We start from the raw sequence: 15,083 nt of genomic DNA, 5'->3' as shown, positions 1-15,083 counted from the left end.
AGTAGTTATTGTATATCTCTTCTTTTTTCGAATATATTTTGAGTAAAGGATGGTGGAATATAATGCAAAAAGTGATGCTATACCTCTGCTTCACATTATTTATCGTCTTATTATTATTTGTAGGAGTAAAAATTCAATTTTATTTAGATACAGATGCACAAGTGAACTTTAACGTTTATCCAAGATTATTCTACTTTACACTCTTCCCTCTTATAGTTGGCATTTTATTACGATTCCTTCAATCTATTAATCGCGAAACGAGTAAACAAAACTGGAGCTTTCAACCGGATAAATTTATTGCTATTACAGTGCCTACACTATTTATTTCCTTTTCCCCAGCACTACTCTTTTCACCACTTGCCGAATACCTACCTTATTTAGTTAATATTATTCTAATAAATACAACTTTTGTTACGATTATTAGTTTAATAGCTGGTTATTCCCTTTTAGATTGTTTTATACAAAAGGACAATGCAACGATGAAAAAATATAATTGAATGCTCTATTTTCTTTTAATAAAGAAAGCTCAAAACTAAAGCTTTGAGCTTTTTTACTTATCTCACCTTTTCATCTACATACTCCATAAACTGCTCCGCTTTAATAAATCTTTCTTTGTACGCCTCAGGTACTTCTTCTATTTTTATTGCACCAGTTGATTTTGTCTTCACTCGTACTATTTCATGTGTCATTAAAGCTTCCATATAGCGATGATCAAACTCTTCTTGCGTTAATACTTCTTTACTAGATTTATGGCCATTTAATTTATCAAAATACGGATGAAGCTCCATTACTACCTTTTTCAATTCCTCTTTTTTAGCTGGTGATAATTGATCATAATCTATATTACCGTTCGAATCCCCGTACGCAAGCTTTGCATTAGTTAATTTTTTCAGTTCTTTTGTAAACTCTTCATATTCCTTCGAACTCATTTCATCTTTCGCTTCTGATAATTTTGCATTAAAACGCATATACGTTTCTAATGTCATCGCTCCGGCGTGTTTTTTTAAATTCTCAAAAGATCCGTATATACCATCCGCCATAATAGATTGATATGCAAAACCGGTCGTAGGGATTAAAAATGCTGCTGCAAGCACTCCGGCGATAAGACGTTTCTTCACCTTACTTCCCCCGCGATTCATTTTGATTTGAACAATTACTTTTTCTTTTAACTCCGGCGGGGCAACAATCCCCTTCGCTTCTTCTCGTATAGATTCTCTAACTCTACAATCTAAACTCATTTCACATTCCCTACCTCTCCTAAAAGGATTTCTTCTACTTGCTCTTTTTGACGTAGTTTCTTTAATGCCGCATGAATTCTAGACTTCACTGTACCAATTGGAATATGTAATATTTGTGCTACTTCTTCTTGTGAATATTCGTATAAGTATCTTAAGATAATAACTTGTTTCAATTTATACGGTAATTTATGAATGAGTTTGATTAGTTTTTGGTTTGATATTTTACTTACAACATCGTTAGAAAAATCAATTTGCACTGGCTTTCTTTGCTCTTCTGCTTTTTTCATAATTCGTAGTCGCATCCACCTCTTTCTTCTATAAGAATGAATTTGTTTAATCGCAAGCCCAATTAGCCAAGGGCGAAATGGCTTCTCGCTATCATATTTACGAAGCGATTCATATAGCTGTATGTATACTTCTTGAACGACATCATCTACATCCGTTTTATCTTCAATTAAAAAATGTGCTGTTTTATATACTTCTTGAATCGTTACATCATACAATTCGCTATACGCTTCTTTATTTCCTGATAAAGTTAATCGAATTAAATGTGCGTAATCTATTTCAGCCTTCATATTCCAGCCCTCCTTTGCCTTACACTATATATTGACAAGTAATTCATATTTCGTTCGATTTTTCCGAAAAAATTTTTTATATAAATTAATATTATGATCCGATGAGTTCATAAGCTTCACTTATAACCACGCATAACTATTATATAATTTTCCAATTTCTGATAAAGATTTAAAATGATTTATATAGTCAAATTTAGGAGGATATATGATGAAAGCTATCGTTGTAACGTCGTTCGGTGGTCCTGAAGTGATGAAATATACAGATTTGGATATACCGGCTATTTCAGAAGATCAAGTTTTAATTCGCGTTGTTGCTACTAGTGTAAATTTCGCTGATATTAAATCACGTTATGGCAAAAAAGGAAATAAAGCACTACCTTTTATTCCAGGAATAGATGCAACTGGTATTGTAGAACGCGTCGGTTCTCATGTGAAAAATATTCAACCTGGACAGCGTGTCATTTCTTTTCCTCAAAATGGATCTTACGCAGAGTACGTTGTTTCAAATGAAAATCTCACTTTCGTTTTACCCCATGAAGTCGACTTTCAAACTGCAGCTGCTTGTCCGATCGTATCTTTCACAAGCTATAATTTACTCGTGAATGTTGCAAGGCTTCAACAAAATGAATCCGTGCTGATTCATGCAGCTGCTGGCGGAATTGGTACTACCGCGATTCAACTTGCAAAACGATTAGGGGCTGGAACAGTTATCGGTACTGTCGGAAGTGAAACGAAAAAAGAAATCGCTTTAGATGCTGGAGCTGATTATGTTATTTGTCATCAAGATGAAGATTTTGTAGAGAAAGTCAATGAGCTGACAAACGGAGAAGGAGTGAATATAATTTTGGACTCTATTTCTGGAACTGTCTCTGAAAGAAGTTTAAACTGCCTAGCTTATTACGGTCGCCTCGTTCATTTCGGTAATGCAAGCGGTAAAATTGGCAATTTCAAAACGAAAGATTTACACGCAAGTTGCCGCTCTATACTAGGCTTTAGCTTTGGCACTACACGGAAAAAACGTCCTGAACTACTCCAAGAAACGGCAAATGAAGTTTTCCGTTATTTGCGTGACGGAAGTTTGCAAATGAAAGCTACAAAATCTTTTCCCCTTCAAGATGCAGGGAAAGCACATGAATGGGTCGAAAGTAGAAAAAGTACAGGGAAAGTAATACTAACTGTTCAGTCTTCTTCCTGAAATGAATACTTGAAACAGAGGTGGCATTCATGGGATCACGAATTATGCATGTTATTATCGCTAACGGTATTGCTGAGAAACTATCTATTCAAGATAAAACTTCTTTCTTACTTGGAGCTGTAGCCCCTGATGCTGTTCATTCAAAAAAAGAAAAAGGAACCTCACATTTTTATGCTGGTACAACGAAGAACTATACGAGAAGAATAGATTATGATTCATTTTTTCATAAATACGAAGCACATATAGATTCCCCCTTTATTTTAGGCTATTACACCCACCTCATTGCCGATGATAATTGGCTAAGTGGCTTTTTTCTACCATGGCTAAAAAATAGAATAGAAAATGACGAAACTATCGCACCCCTGTACTATAACGATTTTAAATTGTTAAATGCAAAGTTGCTTCATCATTACGATAAAGAACAACAGCTCTTCTCTCTTCTCAATCAAGAGGCTCACATTGTGGATATTGAAGAGGTTTCTAAAGAAAACGTTTTAGCTTTTCGAAAGTATCTTTTTGAAGATATGTTGTATCCCGAGCAACATTTGCATGAAGACTTACAGGTGTTTACGTTTAATCAAATTGTCGGTTACATTGAAACCGCTATTGAAAAAGGTGCATTTTTTATTAAACAACTCTCTCATGAAAAATCCACTTCAAAGATTTAATCCCCCTCAATATATTTGAGGGGGATTTTCACATAGCAATATTATTATTGATTCTTCTCCATAACCGCAAAATAATTCCCTTCACTATCAGCAAAGTTAAACACTTTACCAGAAGGCATAGTTACCATTTCTCCAACAGTAACATTTTTATTTTTTAAACCTGCATATAATTGATCCAGATTTTCTGAGAAGAACATTAAGGACGGTGTACCAAGATTTAATTCTGGGCTCATTTTCGAAATAACTTCTTTATTATGTAATATAATGCTCGTTTCAGCACCATTAGTTGGAGCAATTTCAATCCATCTCATTCCTTGCTTGTTATCTTCCTCCGCAACTACATGAAACCCTACCTTTTCCGTCCAAAAATTTACTGCCTCATCTTGATTATTTACATATAACATAATTTGTCCTACTTTATGAATCATTTGTATTCCTCCTATTGTTTTTTTACATTCTATGTAGCTTTCTACAGCTGGTATCGTTATTCCTTTTGAGTTGGTATGTACTTCTTTGCAAAATTTATCGACTGACTCATCCCATCCAGTTCGTCAAAATAATTGTTTCTTTCAATCATGTTATATCCGTCGAATCCAATTTCATCTAATACTTTGAAGAATATATCGAAATCCACTTCACCATTTCCTACCGCTACTTCTATATACTTACTTGAACTATTACTTTTCACTTCTTTACAATCTTTAATATGAGTTTGTACTATATAATCTTTTAATAGTAATAAACCTTCTAACGGATTTTCATTTACATCACTTATTAAATTTGCTGGGTCAAAGTTAACAGCTAGTCCTTTCGAGTTTGCATTTTCTAAAAATCGTTTTAATACTATTGCTTTTTCAGATCCTGTCTCAATAGCAAAGACTCCCCCAAATTTGAATGCTAATTCCCCTATCTCATAACAAACCCGCACCATTTTATCATAGCTCTCACTTTTTTCATCATCTGGAACTTTCCCAATATGAGCTGTTATTATCTTTGCTCCCAGCTCCAAACCTCTGTCAGTAATATATTTAATCTGATTTATTGCACTGTCAGCTTCTGTTCCTGTAATTCCATTTTCTCCAAAACTAATTGCTAATGATGGAATCTTTATCCCATTAAAAGATAAGCTTTTCTTTAAAGCAGTCCATTCTACCACTGGAATATTAGCTAAGTTGAAGTTTTTATTCATAGCATATAATTGAGTATATTCTAAATCCCATTCCCTTGCTTTTTGTATTCCTTCGTTTACTTCAATATGTTTCGTATTCAAAAACATTCCTAATTTCCTATCCATATATGTACCTTCTTTTTATTATTTCGCATCAGTTTAATATTCGACTTTTTTATATTACTTCCTTGTACAAACTAAATGAGAAATGATTCACCCTTATCGATATTTCTTATAAGATAGATACATTTAAATTCCCTTTGTTATTCAATTACAAACAAAAAGACGTAACTATAAATAGTTACGCCTTCCCCATTATTTATCTAGGCTTTTTCTTCCCAGTAAATGCTGGTTTCTTTTTCTTAGGTGCTGGTGGCTTCGATTCTACAAATGTTCCTTTGAACATTTCTTGCTTCGTAAATACGATGCCTAGTTTTTTCGCAAATTGTAGTAATTTGCGCTCTTCTTGTGGAGTTACAAGAGATACGACAGTTCCTTCTTTACCCATACGTCCTGTACGTCCTGAGCGGTGAATATATTGGTCTACTGTGTCCGGTAATTCTAAGTGAATTACATGTGTTAAATCATCAATATCAATACCGCGTGCTGCAATATCAGTAGCAAGTAGAATTTCTAATTTTCCGCCGCGGAATGCACGCATCGTTGCTTCACGCTCTTGCTTACCTGCTTCTGCATGAAGAGCTGCTGCTTTCATTTTACGGAACTGCAATTTCTGAGTAATTTCATCTAAACGGAATGGGTCGTTTAAGAAAGCAACTGCTTTTACATCGCCCATATGCATAATTCTTCTTACATAATCATTTTTTTCGCGTCGCTCACAAATGATGTACGTATGCTCAACTAAGCTTTTTGACTCTGCACGTGTTACACGTACCACTTGTGGTTCAACTGCCAAATCACGTGCCGCGTCTTCTGCCGCTTTGGTAATTGTCGCTGAGAAGAATACTAATTGACGGTCGCGCATCGTTGATTTAATTACATCTTGTACTGCGTCCATCATCTTTTGTTTTACAATTTGATCAAACTCATCAAATACAATTGTTTTCACTTCATGCATTTTTAGCTTTTTCATACGAATTAATTCTAAAATACGTCCTGGTGAACCGACAATTACTCTCGGATGTTTCTTTAATTTTTCAACTTGGCGCTTAATATCTGCACCACCAATTAAAGATGCACCTGAAATTTCAGTTCCTGCTGTAAACTTTTGAACCTCTTCATGAATTTGCATTACAAGTTCACGTGTTGGCGCTAAAACAACAACTTGTGGCTGTTTTACTTCAGGATTAATTTTATGTAAAAGGGGTAATAAGTACGCTAACGTTTTTCCTGTTCCAGTTGGAGATTCAGCTATAACGTCTTGTCCTTCTAAAATAGTTGGAATCGCTTGTTTTTGAATTTCAGTTAATTCTTTAAAACCAGCCTTCTCCCAAGCTTGTTGTAAAAATGGTTGCATATCTTTTATCATTTGTTTTTCTCCTTTATCTCTATTTTTGAAGAAAATGCTGTATTGTTCGCACCGTTTCTATCATGTGTGAAATAACAGCTATTAAATCATCAACATGGTCTTCTGTAATCGCTTTTTGAAATAGAACCTCTACCTTATTATGATATGAAATCGCTCGCTTATTATATTCGTATGAAACTTTCTGCATAATCATTCTTTCTTTTCCCCATATAGAACGCATTAAAGTTTCAATTTCTTCGCATCCTACTTCTGGTTGTTCTAACGGGAATGAAAATGCTAGCTTCATTTCACAACCTGGTGTAAACTGAGGCACTTCTAGTATTTCACCAGACAAGTTCTTTGCATCCACAGATAATGAAAATGTTGCTTCTACTAATGGTTCGAACGGTTCTGTTAATTGAAATGAGATATGATATATACGACTTAATGAGGCAAGGTCCATCATATCTTTTCGATCTGTTACAAGAATATCTCCATGTAGATCAAAATCATACACAGCACCTTCTACGATTACTTTTAAATTGTCAAAAGCAGTTGGATCAAACATAATTTCCTCCAAAAAACAGGCGCCTTTCGATGGAAAGGCGCCACTTGATGTATATATAGTTTACAGATAAACGAGATGAATTACAACCTTTTAGAATAAACCTACTGCTTTTCCATCTTCATTTACATCCATTTGAAGTGCTGCTGGTTGTTTTGGAAGACCTGGCATTGTTAACATTGTACCTGTTAACGCAACGATAAAACCTGCACCGATAGATGGTTTTAGCTCACGAATTGTAACGATAAAGTCGGATGGACGACCTAATTTCGTTGCATCGTCAGAAAGAGAGTATTGTGTTTTCGCCATACAAACTGGTAGGTTACTCCAACCTTCTCCTTCATATTGAGCTAATTGCTTACGTGCTTTCGGGGCAAATTCAATATCTTTTGCGCCATATACTTTTTGAGCAATTGTACGAATTTTTTCTTCTAATGGTAATTCTAATTCATAAAGTGGTGCGTAGTTGTTCTCACCTTTTTCGATTTCTTTTAGTACTTTTTCAGCAAGGTCAACTCCGCCTTGGCCACCCTTCTCCCAAACTTCTGTTAAGGATACTGCATAGCCACGCTCATTACACCACTCTTGTAAGTATGTAACTTCTGCATCTGTATCTGTAATGAATTTATTAATTGCAATTACGAAAGGCACACCGAAGCTTTGAATTGTTTCAACATGCTTCTGTAAGTTTTCCATACCTTTTGCTAATGCATCTACATTTTCTTCTTTTAATTGATCTTTTGCTACGCCGCCATGCATTTTAAGTGCACGAATAGTCGCAACAATAACAACTGCTTCTGGTTTGATACCAGCTGCACGAGCTTTAATATCTAAAAACTTCTCAGCGCCTAAATCAGCACCGAATCCAGCTTCTGTAATAACATAATCACCTAATTTTGCTGCCATTGTTGTAGCGATAACACTGTTACAACCGTGAGCGATATTCGCAAATGGTCCGCCATGAATGATAGCTGGTGTATTTTCTAATGTTTGTACTAAGTTTGGTTTTAATGCGTCTTTTAATAATAGCGTTAACGCACCTTCTACACCTAAATCTTTAACCGTTACAGGTTGATTTGCAAAGTTATAAGCAACTACGATGCGAGATAGACGCGCTTTTAAGTCTTGAATATCTGTTGCAAGGCAGAATACAGCCATAATTTCAGATGCGACTGTAATGTCAAAACCGTCTTCACGTGGTACACCTTGTACAGGTCCACCAAGACCAATTACTACGTTACGAAGGGCACGATCATTTAAGTCAACACAGCGTTTCCAAACAATTTTACGCGTATCAATTCCAAGTGTGTTTCCTTGTTGGATATGATTATCAATAAACGCTGCTAATGCGTTATTAGCAGTTGTGATCGCATGGATATCTCCAGTAAAGTGAAGGTTAATGTCTTCCATTGGTACGACTTGTGAAAAACCGCCACCTGCTGCTCCACCTTTTAATCCCATCGTCGGTCCAAGAGATGGTTCACGAAGTGCAATTACTGTTTTCTTACCAATTTTGTTAAAAGCTTGACCTAAACCAACTGTTACTGTTGATTTACCTTCTCCAGCTGGAGTTGGGTTAATTGCTGTTACTAAAACAACTTTACCGTCTTTCTCATCTTGTAAGCGCTTAAAAATATCAAGAGATAACTTACCTTTATAATGCCCGTATGGCTCTAATTCATCTTCTAAAATATTTAAATCAGCTGCAATTTCTTGAATCTTCTTCATACTCGCTTCTTGTGCGATTTCAATATCGGATTTCACTGTTGTAGTAGTTGTCATATACCCTAGTCCCCCTTTAATTGGTTCTGATGATATTGTATCAGTTTTTTGTATTTTCTGCACTTATTTACCTCCTAAAAATTCTTTCATTTCTTTATACGTTTTTTAACATAAATACCCATAAGAATGTTAACGATTGTTGTAACTCTGTAGGTAGTTGACCTAACATCTTCTCATTTACTCCGCGCTTATATACGCCGATGCCATCTATAACTTTAAAACCTTGTTCTTTCGCTAACTGTTCAAATTCCCAAGGCATCATCGTATTACAAACAACGTCTTTTCCATACAAGCGAGGATAACTGTTCTCTCGTGGCTTTGCTGTCGGTCCTAAAATTGCAATACATGCATATCCATCTTTCTTTAACACACGCTTTATTTCATTTAACGCTCGTAATGGCTCTTCCGTCCACTCTAAAGAATTAATTGCCATAATTGATTCAAATTGCTCATTTTCAAATGGTAATGCAGAAAGATCTCCTTTTATAAAAGATAAATTTGGTCCTTCTCCGCGCTCCTTACCTTTTTGAATCATCACTTCCGATAAATCTACTCCCACTGCTTTATAGCCTGCGCTACTTAATTTATATGTACCGTACCCATCACCACAACCAACATCGAGCACTTGTGCTTCTTTCTTTACGTATTGTTCAAAAAACGGAATAATTGTGCTCCTACTCCCGCTATCCCACATTTCCTGACTATTTTTATTCCAAAACTCCGCACTACTATCCCATTTCTTCTCTGCTGATTCATGCCAATTAAATGTTGTCATACATTCCCCTACCTTCACGTATTATCATTCATTTCATTCTACATCATTTTCCAAAATTCCTGTTTTATCCCGCTTGCAGTAAGACACCTACCTCAAAATTCAATGGATGCGGACCAGTTAATGGGAGAGAACTGCTCATAAAAATCCAATTGTTGCTGGCTGATAATCAGTCGTGATGGAAAAAATCCCGCACTTTATCTTCAATAGGAAATGGATATGTTAACGATGGAATACGTATTCTCCATTTTTTGCTTTACTTGGGTTTAACTCATACTCATGTTCTTACCTTTATGTAAGATACTATAGGTACACCCAATTGAAAGAGAGGGATGTACATGCGAAGAAAGAGAAATCATCATTTTAAAAGTGGTGAAAAAAACGAAGAGTATGCTGCTGAAATATCACCAGCTGGCATACCAATTAGACATAAGCGTAAAGAAATTGCAAATGAAATAGAAGGTACAAATACCGGCGCAATGGTAGGCTATGTCGCTTTATTTCTTTCGTTATTCTCCATTGCTTTTTATCCAGTTACGCTCGGCTCCCTAGCAATTTTAGTTGGCCTATTAGCTGTCAATTTCGGAGCAAGAACACTTGGATATACAGCAATTGGTTTTGGTAGTTTTTCTGTTTTATTTACTTTACTTTATCCGCTTGCTTTGTCAGCGTTTTAAAAAAACACACCAAGTTATACTTGGTGTGTTCATTCATGATACAACATAATATGACCGCATCCACAACAATGTTTCGCTGTAATTTCTTGAAACACTGGATAATTTTCTTCATCCCTATGCTCAATAAATACTTTTTCAAACCGATACATGTTTGGTGCATATGCCCAATCTTGTTTCGTACGTGCATATAATGTTGAGGAAAAAAACTCCTCACCACCGCAAACGATACATGTGTTCTTCATCGCTATCCCTCCTATGCTTGTCTTACTTCATCTATATGAACATAAGCATAAAAAAAAGACCTTCTATTACTAGAAAGTCTTCTCTGAAACAAAAAGAAATGTACCAAACATTCCTACTCCGCTATATTCTTTTGAAACACCAGCTTCTGTTTTAAATGTTTGCTTTACAGTCATAAAGAATACACCATTTCGTGCATCTGTACTTTCAAATTGTAGTTTTTCTTTTTTACCATCTACATTTTGCGTGCATTCAAAACTACTCTCATTACAATTCAACGCATACTTATCCTCTAAATACAAATTAAAATCAGATTCTTTCGGACAAGTAATAAGTAGTATCGCCACGAGAATAATACTTACAATACCCACAATTGTATAATATTTCTTCATTTTTTCTCCTTTCAAATGACAAGAAAACTTGACTTCATGCGCCAAGTTTTCTTAGTCAACAACCCATTGCCACTCTTGTTCTTTCTTATCAAAAATGAGCCAACCTGTTTCTGTTGCTTGTTCTTTCAATTCATCAATGTTATCTAGTACCTCATCCGTACTTTCATACGAACCAACTACATATACCGGAATTTCAAGACCTCTTCTTGACTCAATTTTTCCTGCTAGATCAATGTAAAGACCATCTTCCATTAGTGGAATAAGTCCCATAATCAATTCTTTTGAAATCGCTGGGAAAATTTTTGATTTTTGAAAGAAAGAAAAACGTTTCTTACCGAAAGCACCGAGTTTATACGGAATGACTTTACTTAACATTCCTACAAAATCGGCAATTCTACGATAATACACTTTGTTGTACCATCCGTCATCATGTGAAAAATAAACAAATCTATTTTTCAGTAACGGAAAGAATGTTCTTGCAAGTGGTTCTTTTTTGTGAGCCAAATATAATAATTCTGCAATTTCTTTCGGCTCTAATTCATCTAAATCGCTTGCATCATCAAAATCTACCCAACAAAATTCATCAAATTCATCAATCTCTGCTTGAATTAACTTATGTATATTTTCTTCCTCAACATATTCAAATAAAGTATGATAATGAAAATCCGTCCATTCAAAGTTGTGCTTCAAAAGCAACACTTGATGAAGCGGTGAAGGGATGTTACTCGCAAACTCTTTAAACGTAATTCCTGATGTAATAAAACAATGACCTCGACGATTACCATTAATATATATCATATTCTTTACTTGGTCAGATCCTCCAGACAAAGCACCTAGCCACCTTCGTTTTATATGTTTCAATTCTATAGCATATTTTAACATGAAAAATTTTAGAAACATAGAAAAAACTTCAAAAACTATTTACAATTTCATGTGTTTTATTACATAGTGATTACAAGAAAAAACGCCTGCTCATAAGCAGGCGTTTTTAAAGGATTTCATCAGGGTTTTGAGGATGATGATTTCCCTCTTTCTTTTCTTCTTTTTGGAACATCGATTGAATTTTATCAATTGTTTGTGGAGCTAATTCAATCATTTTTTCTGCTAAATGTGTCGCATTTTGTAAATGAAGAATATTTACTCCATCTTTATTCACCACAAGAAATGCTACTGGTGTAATAGAAACACCACCCGCGCTACCGCCACCAAATGCAGGGTTACCGTTCGCTCTTTGTCCATCATTCGTTTGGAAATCAGAACCTCCTGCTCCAAAACCGAACGCTACTTTAGAAACCGTTAACACCACACCACCGTCAGCCGTTTGAACAGGCTCTCCAACAATCGTATTTACATCAACCATTTCTTTTAAATTTTCCATTGCTGCTTTCATTAACCCTTGAATTGGATGATCCACCGTTCATAACCTCCTTTGTCATATCTTTCCTAGTTTTTCCGAAAGTTTGTGAACTAAACATAAAATTTTATATTGATTTCAAAAAACTTAAGTTGTAATATTTAGAAAAAATAAAAAAAAGAAGTCGATTCGTTATGATGCGAAAATTAACAAAGAAAGATCATGAACAAGTATTCGCTTACCTAAAAGAAGAAGCAGCCATTAACTTGTTTATTATTGGAGATATTGAAGCTTTCGGTTATGACACAGATTTTCAAGAATTATGGGGAGTATTTAAAGAGAATGGGACATTAAAATCAATTCTACTCCGATTCCACGATTCATTTATACCATATAGTAAAGAAGACTTTGTTACCATTGATTATGAGGCACTTCTTTCCGCATATAAACCGCTTAAACTCTCTGGCAAGTCAACTATTGTAGAAAGGTTTGAAACTTCTCCAAGTCTACAATTAGGCGCCAAAAATGAAATGTATTTTTGCGAATGTCTAAATGACAACAACTTACCTAGCACGCCTATCCAAGAAACAATTAAACTTGCCACACTAGATGATGTAGAGCGAATTATGCAATTAAGAAGTGACATCGCTGAATTTCCGACTACTAATGAATCAGAGAAAATATTAAGGCAGGCTATCGAAACAAATACAGGACGTACATATTATATTGAAAAAGACGGTGCAATCATCGCATCCGCCTCTACTTCCGCTGAAAATTCATTATCTGCTATGGTAGTTGGTGTATGTACACACCCGAATTATCGCGGAAATGGCTACGCTTCACTCATATTACAAAAAATGATTCAAGACTTTACGAAAGAAGGCCGAACACTTTGTTTATTTTATAACAATCCAGCTGCTGGACGAATTTATAAACGACTAGGGTTTAAAGACATTGGGATGTGGACGATGTATCGATAATAATGCATAATACACGCAGGAGAGGCTGCCTATTATAAGTAGCCTCTTCTTAACTAATATCTATTCACATGTACTCCGCTTGCCGTTACTATATGATATACTACGCATTTACTTGTTAACGCTTGTTAATTTTTATAACATAAAAAAACAATTTAAATCTTTTATCTTTTCAACTGAACCAATTAGGAACGCTTTATCGTTATTCTCTTTTCTTATTTAGATATATTTTTCGACTTGCTACTGAAATTTTCCAATAAACAGGAAATCTCAATACATACTCCACCAATAATTAGAGCAACAATAGCTGTTAAAACCTTTTTTCCCATTGGCTGTGGAAAGAAGAAGGGAGAAAAAATAGCACTGCGGTAAAAGTACACATTAAAATACGCCCTTGTTTAAACATGCTTGATTGCTCCTTTTTTCTTTTTCAGATAAAACTATAAGCATAACGTTAAAAGAGGCAACCAGTAGGTCACCTCCCAAGTAAAACGATTAATAATACATGTTACATATTTTCAGCTGTTATTCCATACAATCTATCTCTATTTTGCCCTCTTCTTTTTTCGATTTTTAAATATAATCTCTAACGCTACTACTGTGGTGAATCCTACAGTTAGTTGTAAACCTGTAAACAGCAGTTTATCATTTAAAGGAATACCAGGTGCACTCCACAGCAGCACTGGAGGAACAAGTATGCCAATGATTACTATAGTTCTCATTATCTTTCCCATTTTGTTTCCCCTATCGTATTTTTAAAATCAATATGTATTTTTCAATATTTTTACAATTCTACTAATCTCTCACGTAAAATTAATTCACTCTCATTCAAATACCCTCTATGTATTTCCTCTACAATCTTATCATGATTAAAGCATAACACTTTTTCATCGCCTAAATAACCAACCGGATAAAGAACCCCTACGTAATCAAAATCAAGTTTATCTGCTGAAATGACCATTCTTCCAATAATCATAACAGGTTGGTTTAGATCTTTTAGCTTCACAACTGAACCAATCGGGAAAAGCTCCATCGTCATTCTCCGTTCTTTTTAGATATATTCGACTTGTTACTCAAAATTTCTAATAGATAGGAAATTCCAATACCTATTCCACCAATAATCAATGCTGCAATAGCTGTTAAAAACCTTTTTTCCATTGGCTGCGGAAAAAAGAATGAAGAAAAAAATAAAACCGCGGTAAAAATATACATCAAAATACGTCCTTGTTTAAACATGTGTGATTACTCCTTTTTTTCAGGTTTCAAGAAAAAACCTCCTCCAAAACCTTCGTATGATGCATAAAAACCTTTCTCTTGACCCATGTGAAGCTTATACCCATAAGTCCCTACTCCCAATTCTAAGCGGATTGTTATATCGTGATCACTGAAATACGGAATAATATCCGGAACATCAATTTTCTCTAAAAGCAATTCATACTTGCGCGAACTATATTCCGCACCTACCTTGGCTGTATACTCATCATAACCTACAATACTACTAAAATCGTGCATTTTTTGAGTTACAGTTATATCTTCCATATAAGGAATATCCGTTCGTAAAGTTTATTAGTACCAAGTGCACATACCCCTAAAATAAGAACACCTATAATAAAGCCAATCTTTTTAGGTAATTCATAAGGAGACATAATAGCGACTACAAGTAATATAGCAATTGCAACATATGTAATATATTTTCCGGCCTTAAATGATTGTATATTAATATGCCCCTCTCTTAATCCTTCAATTTATTAGTATCACCTATCCTATAACCATCTCTAACGTATAATCCCGTTTCTTTTCCTAATTAATAGTGGATTATCCCTATCCTTTTTCAAACTTTATTATTGTTTAAATTTGTTATGTATTCGTCCTACCACTTTATTCGCCCCTAAGGAAATAGCTCCTAAAATTAAAACAAAAATAATAAGAGCCATCTTTTTAGGTAGGCTATATGGCAATAACATAGAAAATATAAGAATAGACGATGTATCGATAATTAAAAGCCGATTTAA

Annotated in this window: 22 protein-coding genes and 1 pseudogene; 5 read left to right on the top strand and 18 right to left on the bottom strand. The window is 34.9% G+C overall.

The features are described from left to right. Positions 1 to 62 precede the first annotated feature (62 nt). Positions 63 to 497, top strand: coding sequence for a hypothetical protein (locus tag BUA87_RS01900; protein WP_001174535.1), 435 nt, complete (start codon positions 63 to 65; stop codon positions 495 to 497). A 57-nt stretch (positions 498 to 554) separates the two neighbouring features. On the opposite strand, the gene BUA87_RS01895 is transcribed toward BUA87_RS01900, so the two are convergent. Together BUA87_RS01895 and BUA87_RS01890 are read right to left on the bottom strand one after the other, a co-directional pair. After that, positions 555 to 1,238, bottom strand: a complete 684-nt coding sequence (locus BUA87_RS01895; protein WP_000050704.1) for a DUF3600 domain-containing protein — start codon at positions 1,236 to 1,238, stop codon at positions 555 to 557. Continuing rightward, complete coding sequence (locus BUA87_RS01890; RefSeq protein ID WP_000642665.1) at positions 1,235 to 1,813, bottom strand: sigma-70 family RNA polymerase sigma factor; 579 nt, start codon at positions 1,811 to 1,813, stop codon at positions 1,235 to 1,237. Before BUA87_RS01890 ends, BUA87_RS01895 begins: the two co-directional genes overlap by 4 nt. A 208-nt stretch (positions 1,814 to 2,021) precedes the next feature. Between BUA87_RS01890 and BUA87_RS01885 the strand changes: the two genes are divergently transcribed. Together BUA87_RS01885 and BUA87_RS01880 are read left to right on the top strand one after the other, a co-directional pair. After that, complete coding sequence (locus BUA87_RS01885) at positions 2,022 to 3,008, top strand: quinone oxidoreductase family protein (protein ID WP_071714379.1); 987 nt, start codon at positions 2,022 to 2,024, stop codon at positions 3,006 to 3,008. A gap of 29 nt (positions 3,009 to 3,037) precedes the next feature. Then, complete coding sequence (locus tag BUA87_RS01880; protein WP_000535626.1) at positions 3,038 to 3,676, top strand: zinc dependent phospholipase C family protein; 639 nt, start codon at positions 3,038 to 3,040, stop codon at positions 3,674 to 3,676. A 44-nt stretch (positions 3,677 to 3,720) separates the two neighbouring features. On the opposite strand, the gene BUA87_RS01875 is transcribed toward BUA87_RS01880, so the two are convergent. From BUA87_RS01875 to BUA87_RS01850, 6 genes are all read right to left on the bottom strand, one after another. Further along, positions 3,721 to 4,104, bottom strand: coding sequence for a VOC family protein (locus BUA87_RS01875; RefSeq protein ID WP_000581475.1), 384 nt, complete (start codon positions 4,102 to 4,104; stop codon positions 3,721 to 3,723). A gap of 56 nt (positions 4,105 to 4,160) precedes the next feature. Beyond that, a complete protein-coding gene (locus BUA87_RS01870; RefSeq protein WP_065228735.1) occupies positions 4,161 to 4,970 on the bottom strand; it encodes a sugar phosphate isomerase/epimerase family protein in 810 nt (269 codons plus the stop codon). A gap of 193 nt (positions 4,971 to 5,163) precedes the next feature. Next, positions 5,164 to 6,333 carry a DEAD/DEAH box helicase gene (locus BUA87_RS01865; RefSeq protein ID WP_072938254.1) on the bottom strand — a complete coding sequence of 390 codons (1,170 nt, stop codon included), beginning with the start codon at positions 6,331 to 6,333 and terminating at the stop codon, positions 5,164 to 5,166. A gap of 19 nt (positions 6,334 to 6,352) precedes the next feature. Continuing rightward, positions 6,353 to 6,880 (bottom strand): hypothetical protein, encoded by a 528-nt coding sequence (locus BUA87_RS01860; RefSeq protein WP_071714380.1) that lies wholly within the window; start codon positions 6,878 to 6,880, stop codon positions 6,353 to 6,355. Positions 6,881 to 6,970: 90 nt separating this feature from the next. Continuing rightward, positions 6,971 to 8,659, bottom strand: a complete 1,689-nt coding sequence (locus tag BUA87_RS01855) for a formate--tetrahydrofolate ligase (RefSeq protein WP_014482011.1) — start codon at positions 8,657 to 8,659, stop codon at positions 6,971 to 6,973. A gap of 94 nt (positions 8,660 to 8,753) precedes the next feature. Then, entirely contained in the window at positions 8,754 to 9,434 is a 681-nt protein-coding gene (locus tag BUA87_RS01850) for a class I SAM-dependent methyltransferase (RefSeq protein WP_000206577.1), read from the bottom strand. Between the two features lie 335 nt (positions 9,435 to 9,769). On the opposite strand from BUA87_RS01850, the gene BUA87_RS01845 reads away from it, so the two are divergent. Then, positions 9,770 to 10,108 (top strand): hypothetical protein, encoded by a 339-nt coding sequence (locus BUA87_RS01845; RefSeq protein ID WP_001253201.1) that lies wholly within the window; start codon positions 9,770 to 9,772, stop codon positions 10,106 to 10,108. A gap of 29 nt (positions 10,109 to 10,137) precedes the next feature. Here BUA87_RS01845 and BUA87_RS01840 read toward each other — a convergent pair whose 3' ends face one another. From BUA87_RS01840 to ytfJ, 4 genes are all read right to left on the bottom strand, one after another. After that, positions 10,138 to 10,350 carry a hypothetical protein gene (locus BUA87_RS01840; protein WP_000798747.1) on the bottom strand — a complete coding sequence of 71 codons (213 nt, stop codon included), beginning with the start codon at positions 10,348 to 10,350 and terminating at the stop codon, positions 10,138 to 10,140. Between the two features lie 69 nt (positions 10,351 to 10,419). Next, the gene (locus tag BUA87_RS01835) at positions 10,420 to 10,740 is read right to left on the bottom strand and encodes a hypothetical protein (RefSeq protein WP_000761185.1); all 321 of its coding nucleotides are present in this window, start codon (positions 10,738 to 10,740) and stop codon (positions 10,420 to 10,422) included. A 51-nt stretch (positions 10,741 to 10,791) separates the two neighbouring features. Continuing rightward, positions 10,792 to 11,568 carry a hypothetical protein gene (locus tag BUA87_RS01830; RefSeq protein ID WP_000014088.1) on the bottom strand — a complete coding sequence of 259 codons (777 nt, stop codon included), beginning with the start codon at positions 11,566 to 11,568 and terminating at the stop codon, positions 10,792 to 10,794. 160 nt (positions 11,569 to 11,728) lie between these two features. Then, positions 11,729 to 12,154, bottom strand: a complete 426-nt coding sequence (gene ytfJ / locus BUA87_RS01825) for a GerW family sporulation protein (protein WP_000349991.1) — start codon at positions 12,152 to 12,154, stop codon at positions 11,729 to 11,731. 134 nt (positions 12,155 to 12,288) lie between these two features. Between ytfJ and BUA87_RS01820 the strand changes: the two genes are divergently transcribed. Next, the gene (locus BUA87_RS01820; RefSeq protein WP_000984744.1) at positions 12,289 to 13,074 is read left to right on the top strand and encodes a GNAT family N-acetyltransferase; all 786 of its coding nucleotides are present in this window, start codon (positions 12,289 to 12,291) and stop codon (positions 13,072 to 13,074) included. Positions 13,075 to 13,286: 212 nt separating this feature from the next. Here BUA87_RS01820 and BUA87_RS32085 read toward each other — a convergent pair. From BUA87_RS32085 to BUA87_RS01795, 6 genes and pseudogenes are all read right to left on the bottom strand, one after another. Then, positions 13,287 to 13,477, bottom strand: a pseudogene (locus BUA87_RS32085) (hypothetical protein). Positions 13,478 to 13,616: 139 nt separating this feature from the next. Further along, positions 13,617 to 13,805: a hypothetical protein gene (locus BUA87_RS01815; protein ID WP_000516417.1), complete on the bottom strand. Its 189-nt coding sequence runs from the start codon at positions 13,803 to 13,805 to the stop codon at positions 13,617 to 13,619. Between the two features lie 50 nt (positions 13,806 to 13,855). Then, positions 13,856 to 14,104 carry a DUF4176 domain-containing protein gene (locus BUA87_RS01810; protein WP_000418713.1) on the bottom strand — a complete coding sequence of 83 codons (249 nt, stop codon included), beginning with the start codon at positions 14,102 to 14,104 and terminating at the stop codon, positions 13,856 to 13,858. Positions 14,105 to 14,106: 2 nt separating this feature from the next. Beyond that, the gene (locus BUA87_RS01805) at positions 14,107 to 14,307 is read right to left on the bottom strand and encodes a hypothetical protein (RefSeq protein ID WP_000476183.1); all 201 of its coding nucleotides are present in this window, start codon (positions 14,305 to 14,307) and stop codon (positions 14,107 to 14,109) included. Between the two features lie 6 nt (positions 14,308 to 14,313). Continuing rightward, entirely contained in the window at positions 14,314 to 14,610 is a 297-nt protein-coding gene (locus BUA87_RS01800; protein ID WP_002093967.1) for a hypothetical protein, read from the bottom strand. Further along, positions 14,598 to 14,786, bottom strand: coding sequence for a hypothetical protein (locus BUA87_RS01795; protein WP_003270359.1), 189 nt, complete (start codon positions 14,784 to 14,786; stop codon positions 14,598 to 14,600). Before BUA87_RS01795 ends, BUA87_RS01800 begins: the two co-directional genes overlap by 13 nt. Between the last annotated feature and the right edge of the window lie 297 nt (positions 14,787 to 15,083).

This window comes from Bacillus sp. bc15 (assembly GCF_900142585.1).
Taxonomy (GTDB): domain Bacteria; phylum Bacillota; class Bacilli; order Bacillales; family Bacillaceae_G; genus Bacillus_A; species Bacillus_A cereus.
The sequence above is the reverse complement of the archived record's forward strand: the minus strand, read 5'-3'. Positions and strand labels throughout refer to the sequence as shown.